Origin of the sequence: Bradyrhizobium sp. ORS 111 (assembly GCF_045571485.1) — a bacterium.
In the GTDB taxonomy this organism is placed as follows: Bacteria; Pseudomonadota; Alphaproteobacteria; order Rhizobiales; family Xanthobacteraceae; genus Bradyrhizobium.
The window spans coordinates 802,988-819,303 of record NZ_CP120701.1 but is presented as its reverse complement, the minus strand read 5'-3'; the positions used below and the strand labels follow the sequence as shown (position 1 = coordinate 819,303).

General features: G+C 62.1%; 14 protein-coding genes. 6 read left to right on the top strand and 8 right to left on the bottom strand.

Going from position 1 to position 16,316, the window contains the following annotated elements; genetic code table 11:
* Position 1: 1 nt before the first annotated feature.
* Positions 2–1,363 (bottom strand): FAD-dependent oxidoreductase, encoded by a 1,362-nt coding sequence (locus P6U30_RS03760; protein WP_407168196.1) that lies wholly within the window; start codon positions 1,361–1,363, stop codon positions 2–4.
* 104 nt (positions 1,364–1,467) lie between these two features.
* Here P6U30_RS03760 and P6U30_RS03755 point away from each other — a divergent pair, with 104 nt between their 5' ends.
* A complete protein-coding gene (locus tag P6U30_RS03755; RefSeq protein ID WP_407168195.1) occupies positions 1,468–2,352 on the top strand; it encodes a LysR family transcriptional regulator in 885 nt (294 codons plus the stop codon).
* 18 nt (positions 2,353–2,370) lie between these two features.
* Here P6U30_RS03755 and P6U30_RS03750 read toward each other — a convergent pair whose 3' ends face one another.
* Positions 2,371–3,171: an enoyl-CoA hydratase-related protein gene (locus P6U30_RS03750; protein WP_407168194.1), complete on the bottom strand. Its 801-nt coding sequence runs from the start codon at positions 3,169–3,171 to the stop codon at positions 2,371–2,373.
* Between the two features lie 154 nt (positions 3,172–3,325).
* Between P6U30_RS03750 and P6U30_RS03745 the strand changes: the two genes are divergently transcribed.
* Positions 3,326–4,300 (top strand): ketopantoate reductase family protein, encoded by a 975-nt coding sequence (locus tag P6U30_RS03745; protein WP_407168193.1) that lies wholly within the window; start codon positions 3,326–3,328, stop codon positions 4,298–4,300.
* Positions 4,301–4,340: 40 nt separating this feature from the next.
* Entirely contained in the window at positions 4,341–5,120 is a 780-nt protein-coding gene (locus P6U30_RS03740) for an SDR family oxidoreductase (protein WP_407168192.1), read from the top strand.
* 508 nt (positions 5,121–5,628) lie between these two features.
* Here P6U30_RS03740 and P6U30_RS03735 read toward each other — a convergent pair.
* The gene (locus tag P6U30_RS03735; protein WP_407168191.1) at positions 5,629–7,059 is read right to left on the bottom strand and encodes a hypothetical protein; all 1,431 of its coding nucleotides are present in this window, start codon (positions 7,057–7,059) and stop codon (positions 5,629–5,631) included.
* A gap of 733 nt (positions 7,060–7,792) precedes the next feature.
* Between P6U30_RS03735 and P6U30_RS03730 the strand changes: the two genes are divergently transcribed.
* Positions 7,793–8,059: a hypothetical protein gene (locus P6U30_RS03730; protein ID WP_407168190.1), complete on the top strand. Its 267-nt coding sequence runs from the start codon at positions 7,793–7,795 to the stop codon at positions 8,057–8,059.
* 87 nt (positions 8,060–8,146) lie between these two features.
* Here the strand turns inward: P6U30_RS03730 and P6U30_RS03725 are convergent, their stop codons facing one another.
* The 4 genes from P6U30_RS03725 to P6U30_RS03710 form a co-directional block, all read right to left on the bottom strand.
* Positions 8,147–8,398, bottom strand: coding sequence for a hypothetical protein (locus P6U30_RS03725; protein ID WP_407168189.1), 252 nt, complete (start codon positions 8,396–8,398; stop codon positions 8,147–8,149).
* Positions 8,395–8,949: a hypothetical protein gene (locus tag P6U30_RS03720; protein WP_407168188.1), complete on the bottom strand. Its 555-nt coding sequence runs from the start codon at positions 8,947–8,949 to the stop codon at positions 8,395–8,397. Before P6U30_RS03720 ends, P6U30_RS03725 begins: the two co-directional genes overlap by 4 nt.
* Before the next feature lie 338 nt (positions 8,950–9,287).
* On the bottom strand, positions 9,288–9,995 hold the full coding sequence (locus P6U30_RS03715) for a hypothetical protein (RefSeq protein ID WP_407168187.1): 708 nt from the start codon (positions 9,993–9,995) through the stop codon (positions 9,288–9,290).
* Positions 9,996–10,297: 302 nt separating this feature from the next.
* Positions 10,298–10,978 (bottom strand): alpha/beta family hydrolase, encoded by a 681-nt coding sequence (locus P6U30_RS03710; RefSeq protein ID WP_407168186.1) that lies wholly within the window; start codon positions 10,976–10,978, stop codon positions 10,298–10,300.
* Between the two features lie 241 nt (positions 10,979–11,219).
* Here P6U30_RS03710 and P6U30_RS03705 point away from each other — a divergent pair, with 241 nt between their 5' ends.
* Positions 11,220–13,055, top strand: coding sequence for a di-heme-cytochrome C peroxidase (locus tag P6U30_RS03705; RefSeq protein WP_407168185.1), 1,836 nt, complete (start codon positions 11,220–11,222; stop codon positions 13,053–13,055).
* Positions 13,056–13,343: 288 nt separating this feature from the next.
* On the opposite strand, the gene P6U30_RS03700 is transcribed toward P6U30_RS03705, so the two are convergent.
* On the bottom strand, positions 13,344–14,888 hold the full coding sequence (locus P6U30_RS03700) for an aspartate ammonia-lyase (RefSeq protein ID WP_407168184.1): 1,545 nt from the start codon (positions 14,886–14,888) through the stop codon (positions 13,344–13,346).
* Between the two features lie 331 nt (positions 14,889–15,219).
* On the opposite strand from P6U30_RS03700, the gene P6U30_RS03695 reads away from it, so the two are divergent.
* Positions 15,220–15,909: a hypothetical protein gene (locus P6U30_RS03695; RefSeq protein WP_407170346.1), complete on the top strand. Its 690-nt coding sequence runs from the start codon at positions 15,220–15,222 to the stop codon at positions 15,907–15,909.
* Positions 15,910–16,316 lie beyond the last annotated feature (407 nt).

Sequence of the window (16,316 nt, the reverse complement as noted above, 5' to 3'; positions counted from 1 at the left end):
ATTAAAGCCCCGCAGGGACCGCCTGATCGCGGCCGATGAAGGCGCCCTGCGTCGTGAGCTGTTGTTGCAACTTTTCGACCGAAATGTCGCGTGGAATCGTATTGCCCGAGAGAGCTAGCGCCGCCGCGGTTCCCGCCGCCTCACCCATCACGAAGCAGGCCCCGGAGACGCGCGCGGCGGATTGGCCCTCATGGGTCATCGAGGCGCAACGGCCGGCCATCAGCAGGTTATCGACGCCCTCGGGCACCAGCATGCGATAGGGCAATTCGTTGTAGCCGCGGGATTGCGGGATCGGCGGAAACTCGAACACGACATCGCCCGGAACGTGGGATTCCTTGGGCCAGCCGTTGACGCCGATCGAATCCTCGAACGAGGCGCAGCCGAGCACGTCCTCGCCGGAGAGCATATAGCCGCCGATCACGCGCCGGGTCTCGCGAATGCCGAGCTGCGGCGGCAGATCGACGATGTAGGAATTTTCGAAGCCGGGCAGTGTGCGCAGGAACGCGAACGCCTCGACCGCCTGGCGGCGGCCCTCGATCTCGCCGCGGGTCATGTCATCAGGATCGATGCCGGAGATCGCGCTGCCGTCGCTGCGTGCGAGCTGGGTGAAATTGACCCGCCACTCGATCTGCGATTTCTGCGGCCGCACGATCGCGGCCTTGCGCGGGAATTTATGCGTGCCGGCTGCTTCCGCCTGTGCCATCCGCTCCGGAATGGTCCGCCACGCATCGCCCGCTTTGGCGGGGTCGATGCCGTTGAGGCGGAACATCATCGAAGGATAGAGCATGCTGCCGGCATTGTCGCCGACTTCGTAAGACGCACCGGCCCACACCGCGAGATCGCCGTCGCCGGAGCAATCGATGAAGATGCCGGCCAGCACCGCCTGCCGGCCCGCCTTGGTCTCCACCATCAGCGCGCGGATGCGGGGACCCTCCATCACGACGCCGGCGCCGAGCGCGTGGAACAGGATGTCGACCTTGTGATGCGCGAGCAGATCGTCGGCCGCGATCTTATAGGCCGCGGTGTCGTAGGCCTGCGCGAGAATCTTGCCGAGGATCAAATGCGGCGCATTGAGCCCGCCGAGCCGATCGATCCGCGCCAGCAGATCGGTGGCGATGCCCTGCACCACCCGATGCATCTCGCCGAAGACATTGGCGTGCAACCCGCAGAAATTCGTCACCCCGGCCGCGGTGCCCATGCCGCCGAGAAAGCCGTAGCGCTCGATCAGCAGTGTCCGCCGCCCGGCGCGCGCTGCGGCAACCGCGGCCGTGATGCCGGCCGGTCCGCCGCCGAGCACCACCACATCATATTCGCCGTAGACCGGGACCTGCCGCGCAGGTTCTTCGATGGCGTTTGCCCGCATCATTTCCGCCCTGAACAAGTTGATTGCTCAGACTATGAATTGATGCGAATTGGACTACAATCCATCAAATTATGTAATCAGCTTTCTCGAATCGAGAAAGGCCAATGGATACGCTGGTCAACCTGGAAGCCTTCCTCGCCACCGCCGATACCGGCGGCTTCTCCGCCGCCGCGCGCAAGCTCAATGTCGCGACGTCGGTGGTGGCCAAGCGCGTCACCCAGCTCGAGGACCGGATCGGCGCCGCGCTGTTTCACCGCTCGACCCGCCAATTGCGGCTCACCGAAGCCGGGCAGCAATATGTCCACCGCGCCCGCGGCGTGGTCGCCGATGTCGGCGATCTCTTGTCGCGAATGGGCGAGAAGCATCGCGACCTCACCGATCATCTGCGGATCAAGGCGCCGACATCGCTCACCGTCGCGCGGCTCGCCGATGCCTTTACCGCGTTCCAGGCCCAGAACCCGAGCGTCAGGCTCGAGATCGTGATGATCGATCGCCCGGTCGATCCGGTGACCGAAGGGTTCGACATCGCGATCGGCGCCTTTCCGCATTCCTTCGGTGGCGTCGTCGATGAGCCGCTGTGCCGGCTGCCGCGGCTGGTGTGCGCCTCGCCGGCATATCTTCGGAAACATGGCACACCCAAACATCCGCGCGACCTGGTCGACCACCGCTGCCTCAGCTTTTTGCCGACTGGACCGGAATGGCCGTTCGAGGGACCGCGCGGACGCATCGATGTCCAGGTGCGGCCGTGTCTCAGCTCGAACGAGGGCCGCGTGCTGAAGCAGAGTGCAATCGCCGGCAACGGCATCACGCTGATCTCGCACTACCTCATCGAGGATGCGCTGCACGACGGTGCGTTACAGCCGGTGCTCACGGAGTTTCCGATTCCCGAACTGTGGGTGAAAGCCGCCGTTCCCGAGCGCCGCATCGACGCGGCCGCTGTGCAGGCGCTGTTGAAGACGCTGAAGACGTCGCTGTCACAATCACTGTGATGTGATGCTGCCTTGCTGCTACGCCTTGCCGGCACCCCAACGGCCTGCGCGCTTCTCGGCGAAGGACGCAAGGCCCTCAGCGGCCTCCTCGGTTTGCCGCTTGGCCGAGTGCAGGCGAACGAGGCGCTTGTAGGCTTCATCGTCGACCGCCATGCCGCCGAACGAGCTCTCCATCGCCAGTTGCTTGGTTTCCGTCAGCGCGTCTGGCGCATTGGCCAGCAATTGCTCCACGAACCTGGTGCCTGCGCTCTCGAGCTCGGCGAGCGGCACCACCTCATGGACGAGGCCGATGCGGCGCGCGTCTTCGGCGCCGAAGCGCTCACCGGTCAGCGCGTAGCGGCGCACCTGGCGGACGCCGATAGCGTCGCAAAGCTGCGGGATGATGATCGCGGCCGTGAGGCCCCAGCGCACCTCGGTGATCGAGAACAGCGCATTGTCGGCGGCGATCACGATGTCGCAGGCCGCGATCACGCCGGTGCCGCCGCCGAAACAGCCGCCTTGCACCAACGCCACCGTCGGAACCGGCAGCGTATTGAGCCGTTGCACCGCCTCGAAGGTCGCGCGCGATGCCGCCTCATTCTCCTCGAACGACTTCGGCCGCACGCCGTTGATCCATTTCAGGTCGGCACCGGCCTGGAAGTGCTTGCCATTCCCCTTGAGCACGACGACGCGCACCGGCTTCGTGGAAAGATCGTCCATTGCCGCGAGCACCCCCTGGATCAGCGCGCCGTCATAGGCGTTGTTGACCTCGGGACGATTCAGCGTGACAGTCGCGACCCCGCGTGCATCGAGGCTCCACAGGACTGGGCTGGCGGCCATGGACATTCTCCTTCATCGGCATCTCGTGACGCGCACACTATGGCGGGCGCCAACGTTGATCCATCACTTTGCGGCCGCGCCGCGCGCATGACCGGTTGCGCGAAGTCGCGTGCTCATGGAAACTTGCGCGACACTCAAGGGACGTGTTCCATTCATGCGCATTTGCATTTTCGGCGCGGGCGCCGTCGGTAGCCATTTTGCGGTCCGGTTGGCGCGCGCTGGCCACGACGTAGCCTGCGTGATGCGCGGGCCGCATCTCGACGCGGTCAAGACAGGCGGTCTGACGCTGAAGGTTGGAGACACCAACGTCACCGCGCGGGTGAAGGCCTCCTCCGATCCGGCCGAGCTGGGGCCACAGGACGTCGTGATCAGCACCTTGAAGGCGACCGGCATCGGCGCACTCGCCACCGGACTGGCGCCGCTGCTCAAAGACGACACCGCGGTCGTGTTCGCGCAGAATGGCATTCCCTGGTGGTACGATCTCGGCCTGCCGGCCGATCACCCCAGAATTCCCGATCTCGGCTTCCTTGATCCCGGCGGGCAGTTGCGCGCTGCCATACCGAAGGAGCGCATTATCGGCGGCGTGATCTTCTCCTCCAACGAGGTGATCAGGCCCGGCGTAGTGGCGAATCTCTCGCTGGACCGCAATCGCCTGTTGATCGGAGAGTGCGACGACCGCCAGAGCGAACGCATCACCCGGCTGCGCAATGCGCTGAGCGACGCGGCGATCGACTCGCCCGAGGTAAAGCAAGTTCGCGAGGCGATCTGGTCGAAGCTGCTGACTAACATGTTATTGTCGGTGCTCTGCCTGCTGACCGGCCTGACCGCGCGCGCGGTGCGCGACGACCCGTCGATGCGAGACGTGATCCCGCGCCTGCTCGACGAGGCCAATGCGGTGGCGACCCGCTTTATCCCCGAGGTCAAGCGCGTCACCCGCTCGGGCCCCGCGCCGGACCACAAGCCCTCGATCCTGCAGGACTACGAGCTCGGCCGCGCCATGGAGATCGACGTGCTGGTCCGCGCGCCGGCGGCGTTTGCCCGCGCCGCGGGCCTTTCCACGCCGATGCTGGATCTGATGGCCGCGCTCGCGATCCAGAAGGCGCGTGACAAGGCGCTGTATCCGGGCTGACAATCCGGGCGGGGCCGACAACAAGCAGGAACATCGAATCATGCAAGTCAGGGACAAGGTCTGCGTCGTCACCGGCGGCGCCAGCGGCATCGGCGAAGCGGTGGCACGGGCGTATGCCGAGGCCGGCGCACGCGGCGTCGTGGTCGCCGACCTCAAGACCTCGCGCGACCGGCTTGCCAGCGTCGCCGGCGCGATCGACGGACTCGCAGTAACCGCCGATGTCGGGCTGGAAGAGGACGTCAAGGCGCTGATCGCCGCCGCCGAGGACAAATACGGCCCGGTCGACGTGTTTTTCTCCAACGCCGGCCTGTCGCGCAAGGGACAGGAGACAGCCTCCGATGCCGATTGGGACGTGAGCTGGCGCGTGCATGTGATGAGCCATGTGTTCGCAGCCCGCGCGCTCGTGCCCGGCATGCTGGCGCGCGGCTCGGGCTACCTGCTCAACACCGCGTCGGCCGCGGGACTGTTGGCGTCGCTGAACTCGATGCCTTATGGCGTCACCAAGAACGCCGCGGTCGCGCTCGCCGAGCATCTCGCCATCCAATATGGCGATCGCGGCATCCGCGTCTCCGTGCTCTGCCCGCAGTCGGTGCAAACCGGCATGACGACGCCGGGCCCGAGCGCTGCCCGGGTCGACGGCGTGCTGCAGCCGGCCGAGGTCGCGCGCATGGTGATCGAGGCGATGGCCGAGGAGCGCTTCATGATCCTGTCGCATCCTCAGGTGCAGGAATACTTGCAGCGCAAGGCGGCCAATCGCGACCGCTGGCTGGCCGGAATGCGCCGCCTGCGCGACCGGATCTATGGCGCGGCTCCGAGCTGACTCCGCTACCAGATTTGCTTCTAGGACGTAGCGGGCAAGAGCAACTCGGGCAGGATGATCCCGCTGAACGCGGATATTCGAGCACACTCATCGAATATCGAGCCAAAGTGATGCACTTTGTGGGACCCGCTCGTCATCAGTACGAAACGCGGACTGTCCACTTCGGCCCAAGCCATCGCGAACATATTCCAGAGACAGTACCGGCATCTGGGATTCGTCGGACGCTCAAGCCTTGCGGGCGCAGCACCGTCATCACAAGAGTCGCTCAGACGATATCGATGGTCGGCGGCTCGCTGAGGGACGTACAAGCCTTAGCTGGCCACCCGAACCTAGACTAGGGACCACTCAACGCTACATCGAGCAGAACGTAGACGGAGAGCGAATGGCCCGATGTGCCACTTTCAGTTCGCTGCGTATGGGGCGGCTTGGGCCGAAGCCGCTCAGCAGCCATTCATGAACTCGAACCGTCCAAGCATCGTATGGACGGTTCTAACCAGAAAAGCGCGGTCTACGGCACAAGCCGCTGGTTGATGGCTTGACTGAGTAGCGCGGCTTGCTGACTAAGGATCATTGGGGTCGAAGCAACGATCTTGCCGTTTTCCTCCACCGGCCGACCCATGGTGATAATAATGGTGTCTGTGTTCTTAATCTGCCCGGAAAGGAATGGTGAGGCCGTGGGCGCCGTGACGCGAACCAGCTTCCATGAAGGCGTTATGTTCCCGGACGTCGTGATGTAGAAGTTGACCGTTTCCTGGATCAAGTCGATCGGGTCATACAAGGGCTGCACGGGGCCAAGCGGCTTGGCGGGCGGAATCTTGCACGTGTTCAAGGATTTCAACATAGCGTCCGCAGCCGCGAAGGCTGCATTTTTGGCTGTAGTTTCCTTGCCATAATAATCCAAAATCTTTACAGGATCGCCATTCGGGTTCGCGTCTCCGGGCTTCGCATTGGCAATCTCTTCGTCGATCTTCACCTTATTAATGGTGACTTCTGCGTTCTTGCCGACGGCAGTGATCTGGTTGCTGAGCATGTCGGACAGGCATTTGGCCGGCAGCTTGATGGTATTAGCAAGATCATAGACCGGTGTAACGACCGTTTTGATCACAAGTTGCGTGTCATGCTCGAACTTTGGTGCGTTCTTGATTGCCCTGGCGACCTCGTCTTTCTTGTCGTCGAGGAATTGAATTGGATTGCGTTGAGACTGCGCTTGTAGCTGAAACTGTCCCGGAACATGGTCCAAAACGATCATGAAATTTTTTTGAGCTGGCGCGGCCGCGCTCGTGACGAGTTTTTTGGCGTCAGTATCCTCAGGCTTTGCGAGCTTTTTGAGCTCATTGAAGGCCGTGTTTATATTTGCAGCCTCATTTGCGGGGACGGCCGGCGATGAACTTGAACCCGGGCCGACCTGATGCCCGGTGTAAAGTGTCCCGGCGCGGATGGGTGAGACGGCGCGCTCCAGAATAGAATCGATACCGAGACTGCTCTCAAGCAAAAGTCCAGGCTGAAAGCGGCAATCATCGTAAGCGACCGACGTTCTCTCGGGATTCCTTGTTAGTTCATCGATTGCCGTTGGGAATGAAAGGAAAAACTCATAATCCTCCTGCCTGGTTGCCTGGCCGCTGAACGATCCGCCGGCGCCGAAGGTAAAAGTCGTACCGGCTACGGAAAGCGGTGATACAACAGACACGCCGGGATTTACCGTGGCAGTATCGTCGACGATCAACGTCATATGGACCTTCGCCGACCATTGCGAGAGAAAGCCGAACCTATGCCGGTCTTCATCGAGCTTGCGACCTATGGCGTAGACAACCTCGCACTTGACGCGCTTCACAACCTCGTTGAAGCGCACGTCAGAAGCCCCCTCGTTTGCGGGGACTTTCACACAGGCACAAAGTGATGTGACCGCAATAATGGCCACCGTCCGAACTATGATTTTCATTGGAAATCCTGTCTCCCGGGGAGACTGAACTATAAAAATAGGTTTCTTTCAACGCTAACTTATGATCCTTCAACTTAGGGGTGGCGCATGAGTAACGGACATCTCCGCATCGGTCGATGGGTCGCAACGTCTGCTTCAAGCGCTGGACGCCCCGTGGGGCGTCAGGTCTTGGCTAGGTACTCAATCTGCGGACCACGCCGCGGGGCATTGAGCGGGACCCTGATCAGGAGGAATGCGGGTTGGCAACTGCCACGTAGATTCAGAATTTCTATGGCTTCCCGATCGCCTGTCCGAGTATCTCGTTGATTCGGTCATCCTCCATTGCCTCCCCAGTTCCGAATTTTGCGGGCGTGAGGGACTTCGCCGATATTCAAGGCCGCTTTATTGAGGCAGCCCGGTCGATCCTGCTTGGTCATAATCTCGATTACTGTGATGGCCGATATCAATGGCCCGTTACAACTGTCGAGCTGTACCTCCACCACCGTGCAAAATGGCCTGATCCGACAGCGCATGCCGTCCGATTCCCAACGGCCGCTGCGACTCGCCAACTTGAGTCAGGGACTTGGTATGTGCACCGCGTGCTGCAACCTGCTCCTGACCCGGCCGCGGCCAGCGGGTTCGGATTGGGCCGAACCGGTCCGGGATCGACATCACGGCTGGGTCCCGGAGCGAGAGCATATTTGCCGGAATCTTGATCGCTGGAATTGGGGGCAGGAACGGCTCCGCTACCGCCTTGAAGCAGATCATTCGCGCAGACGCTCAAGATCGTATGAGCGAAACCGGGTGGTCGGAAATAGAGAAAAAGGCCATTGCGCTGATCAACGGGACGAGGGTTGAATCGGGACCACTGAAACTTGTACCGCGTAGATTCACCGATGAGCCTCTATGGATTGGCGCGCGAAAAGGACTACCCTCGACGCTGCAGGAGCCTTTCAAGGCAAGCATGCTGCGGCTCACGACACGAGAAAAGTCGCCAATTCCGATGCAGCGGCTCAACTGATTATAGCTAGGAGGGTAGTCACCATGACTTGCGCCGTCTGGCCCACCAAAGCTTCGCCTAGCTCAACGCTCCTGAGGCGTCACCACCTCACATCGCGGCGGACGGCGGCGTTATTTTCCGTTCCTGAACTCCCGTCCCATCACAACATCCACATGTCTCTCCCGGAGGATCGAGGCTGATATAGGCCTTGTTCGCCCCCTCTATACCCACAGGCTCAACTCGCACAATTGCCTTCTGCCCCTTGAAGTCAAAAGCGAACTCGCTGAATTTTCCGGGATTTGTGAGCATTAGATACGTCAGCTCAGAGGCGATTCGTTCCGCGCGTTTCTCTGGTGTCATGGAGCTTGCTCCCTCCTCAGCGAAGGTGGTCTGTCTCGCTTATTTCGTTCGTCAATAAGACAGTTGTAAAGCTCGGTCGCTGCATGATTTTCAGCAAGTAGGTCCTCGCCGGTGGTGCGACGAGGATAACCCTTAAGGGGGCCGCACTTCTTCACCGCCCCATAGAGCTCAACGTATTTGTCTCGGAAGGCTCTCAATATGACGGCGCCGTCAACGATCTCCGCCTCCTTGCACAGGGCAACAAGCTCTAGCGTGTTAACCGTCTTTACTACTTGAGGCGTAATGGGGTCCGTCGGGTCAATTTCACGCAAGCTCGCCATGTACTCCCAGATCGGAATGAGCTGAGCGCGTTGTTCGAATCGTCGCTGCTCAACATGACGCTCAACGGTCTCATGAGAAATCCTCTCCTGCATCTGCCTTTGATCTTCTGCAAGACGTCGTTGAAGGGATTCCTGGCCCTTTGCGATTTTCCAAGTCGCTATGATTGAAGCCACAGTCACTATGACAAGCAGCAGCGTAACTAGAGCTACTAGCGCGTCGCCACTAGGCATTGGCTCTCCTCGGCTTCTGCTGCTCGTTGCGCAGTAAAAATGCGCCTATTCACCGAGATTGTTCGCATGTGGGACCGGTTTTTGGCTTGATATCCGTAGCCCCGTCTTTTTCGGCATCGCAGGGGGTCGGGTATTCCTTCCGTTTGCCGTCCTTCGTCCCACAAGATATCACTTGGGCACATTCTTTTGATTGTGCAACTCGTGTTCGAGCTTGTTGGGCTTGCGACGCTGCACTCCAGCACGTCAAGAGGACGGTAAAGCATAGTCCCGTGGCAGCTAGTAGTCTCATGGAGCTTCTCCCGATGGCTTGATAGCCGTTGCACTCCTTGAAAGATGATCTACCAAGGCCATGGCCAGGGATACTGCGCCGCAACCCAGGGAAATGGCCAAGGTACCGGTAGTCCATCTGCCGCTTGCACGCGCATCGCCGAAGCCGAGGTTGTGCGCGAGGGACCCGTCGGGCCGCTCACTTGAAGGACACTGAAATTGCGGTCGCGCGCCTTTTGAAGGTCAGCGCTATCAATTTCATAGACGTTGATCGCGCCAGTTGTTGCGCCGCAGACGAACGAATGCATCAGTCCGTCCGTGCCCTTGCGCTGCGAAGTGACCTTGACGCCCGCGTCTGTAAGCTCTTTCCCCATAACGTCCAATGAGATCGGCTCTGTACCGCCACATTGCACAGACCCGTCGTACTTGTAGACATACACAGCATTGCTGGCACCAGGATCCCACAACGCAAACCCAGCCGGTCCGACAAAGCTCCGTAAGATTTTGGACCAGTCACCGGCTGAGATTAGGTAGGTATTTGCCGTACCGGTCGGAGCGCCGCAAACGGCAATGATAGCCGTGGGAACGACGCGCTTTTCTTCGCTGATGACTTTAGCCCCAAGCTGCTCAAGCGCTTGCCGATCTTCGGCCAAGGTCCTCGCCTTCCCCATCCCGCACTGGAGACTGCCATCTAAGCGGAAGACGCGCACATTAGACTCTTGCGCGATTGCCGGACCAAGTATGAATAGAGTCGCTAAAAAAAAGAAAAAACGTCCCATGTTCAGTAGCTCTCACTGACAATGAACTAGAAGGCAAATTTACATAAGAAACCTGCCAATTCTGCATACACAACCCAAGGTCGTCAATACCCATCGCGCGAGGCATATGTAGCGCCAGTCAATAATTGCGGGCAGCCTAAATTGCTGCGTCCAACCGGGAGCCGTGCAGAAGGTGATGACGCCCCCCGGGGTAGCCGATCTAGAGATTCCCTCGGATGAGAGCCCGGATGGAACGCAGCGAAATCCGGGACGGGTGTCACAAGCGGAGAATGGTACCCGGGATTGCGCTGCGCTCCATCCGGCTACGAATGCTGCTCGACCCATGCCGCGAATGCATCGAGCACCTCGGCCATCACCTCGGCATCATTGCGGCCCGAGCGCTTGAGCACATGGAAGGAGTGATCGGCCTCGTGCACCAGATGCAGCGTCGCGCGCCCACCCAAGCCCTTCACCATGGGCTCCAGCAGACCGAGCTCGGCCAGCGCATCGCGCGTCCCCTGCAGGAACAGCATCGGAATCTTCACGTCGGCCAGATGCTTGGCCCGCTCGCTCGACGGCTTGCCCGCGGCATGCAAGGGAAAGCCGAGGAACACCAGCCCGCGCACGCTTGCGAGCGGCGCCTTCGCCTGGGCCTGCGAGGTCATGCGTCCGCCGAACGATTTGCCGCCAGCGAACAGCGGCAGATCGCCGCAAAGGCGCGCGGCCTCCGCCACCGCCGCTCGCACCGTGGCTTGAGCGAGAGCGGGCGGATCGGGCCGCTTGCTGCCCTTCTCCATGTAGGGAAACTGATAACGCAGCGTCGCGATGCCGCGCTCGGAAAGGCCCGTCGCAACGGTTTCCATCGACGGATGCCTCATGCCCGCGCCCGCGCCGTGCGCGAACACGTAAGCCGCGCGCGCCCGCGGCGGCCGCAGCAGCAGCGCGGACACCGCGTGGCCGTCGGAGACTGCGATGGTGAGCTGTTGCGCGCCGGCCGCGTTCACGCGTTGCCTCCAGACAAATTGATCCGTCGTTTCTAGCTTTCCACCGCGATGCGCGCAAATGCCGCCCATCCTGCTGCCGAAAGTGAACTGGCTCACAGCCGATCCACATTTCCGTTGTTAGACCGAGCGCCGCGATTATAGGATCGCGCGTTACTTGACACACGCCAGACGCGAACCGGTTTTCGGCGAATTTTAACATCTGATGAATATCACGCGGCAACCGCGAATTGGGGGACGGGGCATGCCTCGCAAGACGATCGTTCTCATCGGCCTGTTGATTGTCGCGGGCGTGTTCTACTTCAAGGATGATATCGAGACGCTCGTAAGCAGCTTCCACGTCAAGGCTGTCGACTACCAGCCGGCGGCAAAGACGGTGTGGCTGGACCAGAATGTCAGCACCGAGCGGCTGCGCTGGTTCTACCACGCTGATCAGGGCACCCGGACCTTCGGCGTTCCCCATGAATGGTTCATGGCGCTGGAGCAGCCGACGGTCTGGCCACCGTTCACCGCCGCACCGCGCCTCAGCGACACAGACTATCTCGGCCGCTTCGGCTTCATCCCGGATACGGTGATTCCGGGCAAACCCGATCCGCTGCCGATCGGCTTCGCGCAAGGCGGCCCGATGCTAGATGCGAACGGCGCACCGTGGCGCAATCCGCACAGCAAGGCCGACATGACCGGGATCGGCCTGACCTGCGCCGCCTGCCACACCGGCAGCTTCACCTATCGCGGCACCGAGGTCGTGGTCGACGGCGGCCCGGCCAATACCAACTTGTTCGAATTCCAGAAGAGCGTTGGGCTGTCGCTGCTGCTGACGCGGTTCTGGCCGGGCCGCTTCGCCCGCTTCGCCGACGAGATTCTCGGCAAGGACGCGAGCCTCGACGAACGCATGGCGCTGCGCGGCCAGCTCGACCTGGTGCTCAAGCAATATGCGGAGATCAACGCGCTCGAGACCAAGGTTGCCGCCAACAGCGTCGAGGAAGGCTACGCGCGGCTCGACGCCCTGAACCGGATCGGCAATCAGGTGTTCGCGCTCGACCTGAAGAATCCGAGCAACTATGCCTCGCATTCGGCGCCGGTGCATTTCCCGCGGATCTGGAACGCGCCGTGGTTTAGCTGGGTGCAGTATGACGGCTCGATCATGCAGCCGATGGTGCGCAACGCCGGCGAGGCGCTCGGCGTCAGCGCCGACCTCAATTTGCTCGACGAGTCGAAGGGCCTGTTCAAGTCGAGCGCCCGGATCGACGTGCTGCACGAGATGGAGCGCATGCTCGCCGGCGACCCGCCGAGCGAGGACAAGGGCTTTGGCGGCCTGGCCTCGCCGAAATGGCCGGAGAACGTGCTGCCGCCCATCAACATGGACCTCGCGAAGAGAGGCGCCGAGCTCTACAAGACGCATTGCCAGGAGTGCCATCGCCCGGCGATCGACAGCAAGGCGCTGCCCGCGAGCGAAGCCTTTGCGCTGTTCAAGAACAAGGCGTGGTGGACCAAGAACGATGCCGGCCAGCCGCTGCTCGACGTCGAGCTGGTACCGATCAGCCATATCGGCACCGATCCTGCGCAAGCCGAAGGTCTTGCGACGCGCACCGTCGAGACGCCGGCCAATCTGAACATCAAGGACAGCGCGTTCGGTCCGGCGCTGGGCGAGCTGGTCGAGAAGACCGTTGATTATTGGTACGACCAGAACAAGACCTCGCCTGCGGATCAGCAACGCATCAATGGCTATCGGCCCAACAAGATCCAGGCGCCGCTGGCCTATAAGGTTCGCCCGCTCAACGGCATCTGGGCGACGCCGCCCTACTTGCACAACGGTTCAGTGCCGACGATCTACGCGCTGCTGTCGCCGGTGAAGGATCGCCCGAAGACCTTCTGGCTTGGTAGCCGGGAGTATGATGCCAAGGACCTCGGCTATGTCTGGAAGGACCAGATCAAGAACGGCTTCCTGCTCGATACCTCCAAGCGCGGCAATTCCAATGCCGGACACGAATTCTCCAACGAGAAGCGCCCGGGCGTGATCGGGCCGGAGCTGAAGGAAGACGAGCGGCGCGCGCTGATCGAGTTCATCAAGACACTTTGAGATCGGTCGAGCGACTGCACCCCTCCCGCTGGCGGGTAGGGACAATTGCATTCGAGAGAAAAGCGCCCTGCGGCCATCCTTCGAGACGCCCGCCTTTGGCGGGCTCCTTAGGGATGAGGTCTCGTTTGCGGCACATTTGCGGCACACTAGTAGACCCTCATGGTGAGGAGCGCCGCTTGCGGCGCGTCTCGAACCACGAGGCCGAGTATGTGCGCAGCCACCAAGGCGGCATATGCGATAGCCCTCCCTCGCAAGCGGGAGAGGAAACGCAATTCCGCCGTGGCGCCCTCACGACTTCGGCGCCGGCCCCTGCCTGCGCGCCGGACGCGTCATCGCCTCGAGCTCGAGGAGCTGGTTGAGCTCTGCTTCCGTCAGCAGCTTCTCCTCCAGCACGATGTCGGCGACCGAGCGATTCTCCTTCAGCGCGCGGCGTGCGACGCGCGAGCTTGCTTCATAGCCCAGTGTCGGCGCCAGTGCCGTGATCAGGCCGATCGAGCCCTGCACCAGACTGCGGCAACGCTCGCGGTCGGCCTCGATGCCCTCGACGCAGCGCTTGGTCAGCGTGTCGATTGCGGCGGTCAGCATCCGCAGCGAGCTCAGCACGCAATAGCCGATGGTCGGCTCGAAGGCGTTGAGCTGGAGCTGGCCGCCTTCGGCGCACATCGTCACGGTGAGATCATGCCCGATCACCAGGAAGGCGACCTGATTGACCACCTCGGGAATCACCGGGTTGACCTTGCCGGGCATGATCGATGAGCCGGCCTGCACCGCAGGCAGGCGGATCTCGCCGATGCCGGTGCGCGGCCCCGACGACAACAGTCGCAGATCGTTGCAGATCTTCGACAGCTTGACCGCGACGCGCTTGAGCACGCCGGAGAACAACACGAAGGCACCGAGATCCGAGGTCGCCTCGATCAGGTTGGAGGCCAGCACCATCGGCTGGCCCGACAACCGCGACAACTCCTCGACCGCGAGCGCGGCGTAGCGCGGGTCGGCATTGATGCCGGTGCCGATCGCGGTCGCGCCGAGATTGACCTCGCGGAACAGGCTGACGATCTCGTTCAGCCGCGCGACGTCTTCCTTCACGGTGACGTGGAAGGCGTCGAACTCCTGGCCGAGCGTCATCGGCACGGCATCCTGAAGCTGGGTGCGGCCCATCTTCAGGACGTCGGCGAACTCCACCGCCTTGCCCTTGAGCGCGTAGGCGAGATCGCTCAGCGCGCGCACCAGCGGCTGGGTCGCGAAGATCACGCCGAGCCGCAACGCGGTCGGATAAGCGTCATTGGTCGACTGCGCCATATTGACGTCGTCGTTCGGATGCAGCGCGTGGTAGTCGCCGGGCTTGCGGCCCATCAGCCGCAACGCGACATTGGCGATTACCTCGTTGGCGTTCATGTTGGTCGAGGTGCCGGCACCGCCCTGGATCGCATCGACGACGAAGGATTCCGCATAGGTCTTGTCGGTTGCGATCTGCGTGCAGGCCGCCTCGATCGCGTCGGCCTTCTCGGCCGAGAGATAGCCGAGCCGCCTGTTGGCGCGCGCCGCCGCCTGCTTGACCAGTGCCAGCGCGCGGACGAACTCCGGGAAGTGGCCGACCGGCACGCCGGTGATCGGAAAATTCATTACCGCGCGCTTGGTGTGAATGCCCCATAGTGCGTTGGCCGGCACATCGTCCTCGCCGAGCAGGTCGTGCTCGGTGCGCGACTGCGCCTTCGCTTTATCGATCGGCACGGTGCGCACGGTCGCGACCGCGAGCTCGCTGCGGCCGCCGCTCTCGCCTTGTGGCAATGCGGCGCCTGCCGCGTTGGCGGTCTCAACCTTGGATTCGGTCATTGCTCCCTCCCTGCACCTTGAAGCTCTGTCGCTGCCGACACCGAACATGATGCGCCCGGCGGTGGTCGAAAGCCAATGCCAATCGCCAAAATCTTGCACCGAACGGCGACCGTGACACGAGGATACGGTGAATTGCGCCTTCAGGATTCCGTCATCGGGACATGGTCTTATTCATCCTGATAACAAGAGCTTATTGTTCCAGCCGGCGACACGTCCGCCAGCGGCTTTCTCGGGGGCCTCGGCGCGTGCTAGATCAGCGATCGACGGGCAGCGAGGCTGCGCCGACGCACGACAAAGCAAGGCGAAAGCGGTGACCAACTCCAACGAGCCGATGACCCTCACCTTCCGCTGCCCGGCGGAGCTCGAGGGCAAGATTCCGCCGCCGGTCCCGGCGACCCTGGGCCTTCCGGGCTGGCTCAAGGCGATGCCGACGCAGGCCTTCAACACGGCCAACATGCGTGACGAGGATACGATCAAGCGCTGTCCGCCCTTCGTCGACGCCATGACCAGCGGATTCCTGCTGCCGCTGATCTGCGATCTCAAGGTCGAGAACGGCGCCATCACCTGGGACAATGACCTTCCGTCCAGGGTGCTCGAATTCCCGCGATCGCCGATCGGCTTTCATGACGAGAGTCAGGTGACGGGCACGCCGTTGTTCGAACCCGATCGCTATGTGATCAAGTTTCACAATCTGTGGACCATCGAGGCGCCGGAAGGCTATTCCGTATTCTTCACCCATCCCGTCAACCGGTTCGACCTGCCGTTCACCACGCTGACCGGCCTCGTCGACTGCGATCTCTTCCATGATAGCTGGATTCACTTCCCGGCGCGCTGGCACGACACCAACTTCAGTGGCGTCCTGCCCAGGGGCACGCCGGTCGCGCAGTGCATTCCGGTGAAGCGGGACAAGTGGGTGGCTCGGACCGCGCCGATGACGGCGGAGGAAACGGAACGAGTGCGGGAGCTAACCAAGAAGATTCCGCGCGAACCCGGACTCTATCGCCGGCAGTTCCGGACATAGCTCGGCGTTTCGCCGGTCCGTAACCCGCGGCGGGCGATTGCAGGTAGCGGTCACAGCCCCATACTCCGCGGCGGCAGATCGCAGGCGAGACCCTCGGTCGTCCTTTCGAAAGCCAGAGCCGCATCCACCGCCGTCGTCCCAGCGCAGGCCGCGACCCATTGCCACCGCAGTTGCGGATGAACGGAATATGACCCCAGCGTCGCGCGACAACTGACATTTGGGGTAATGGGTCCCGGCCCCCGTGCGCAATTGCGCACTAGGCCGGGACGACGTTGGGGATGGTTCTCACTCGATGTCTGAACACCGTCATTGCGAGGGGCGAGGCGACGGGCAATCCGCACGAGGGTCTTGCAACTGCGTATGCGGAAGCTGTCGGGCCGCGCTTCGCAGGCCTCGGGGGCACGGCC

Coding starts and splice junctions, on each gene's coding strand:
- P6U30_RS03745 (WP_407168193.1), top strand. CDS start 3,326: ATGCGCATTTGCATTTTCGGCGCGGGCGCCGTCGGTAGCCATTTTGCG.
- P6U30_RS03760 (WP_407168196.1), bottom strand. CDS start 1,363: ATGCGGGCAAACGCCATCGAAGAACCTGCGCGGCAGGTCCCGGTCTAC.
- P6U30_RS03715 (WP_407168187.1), bottom strand. CDS start 9,995: ATGGGACGTTTTTTCTTTTTTTTAGCGACTCTATTCATACTTGGTCCG.
- P6U30_RS03750 (WP_407168194.1), bottom strand. CDS start 3,171: ATGGCCGCCAGCCCAGTCCTGTGGAGCCTCGATGCACGCGGGGTCGCG.
- P6U30_RS03695 (WP_407170346.1), top strand. CDS start 15,220: ATGACCCTCACCTTCCGCTGCCCGGCGGAGCTCGAGGGCAAGATTCCG.
- P6U30_RS03720 (WP_407168188.1), bottom strand. CDS start 8,949: ATGCCTAGTGGCGACGCGCTAGTAGCTCTAGTTACGCTGCTGCTTGTC.
- P6U30_RS03705 (WP_407168185.1), top strand. CDS start 11,220: ATGCCTCGCAAGACGATCGTTCTCATCGGCCTGTTGATTGTCGCGGGC.
- P6U30_RS03740 (WP_407168192.1), top strand. CDS start 4,341: ATGCAAGTCAGGGACAAGGTCTGCGTCGTCACCGGCGGCGCCAGCGGC.
- P6U30_RS03700 (WP_407168184.1), bottom strand. CDS start 14,888: ATGACCGAATCCAAGGTTGAGACCGCCAACGCGGCAGGCGCCGCATTG.
- P6U30_RS03755 (WP_407168195.1), top strand. CDS start 1,468: ATGGATACGCTGGTCAACCTGGAAGCCTTCCTCGCCACCGCCGATACC.
- P6U30_RS03725 (WP_407168189.1), bottom strand. CDS start 8,398: ATGACACCAGAGAAACGCGCGGAACGAATCGCCTCTGAGCTGACGTAT.
- P6U30_RS03735 (WP_407168191.1), bottom strand. CDS start 7,059: ATGAAAATCATAGTTCGGACGGTGGCCATTATTGCGGTCACATCACTT.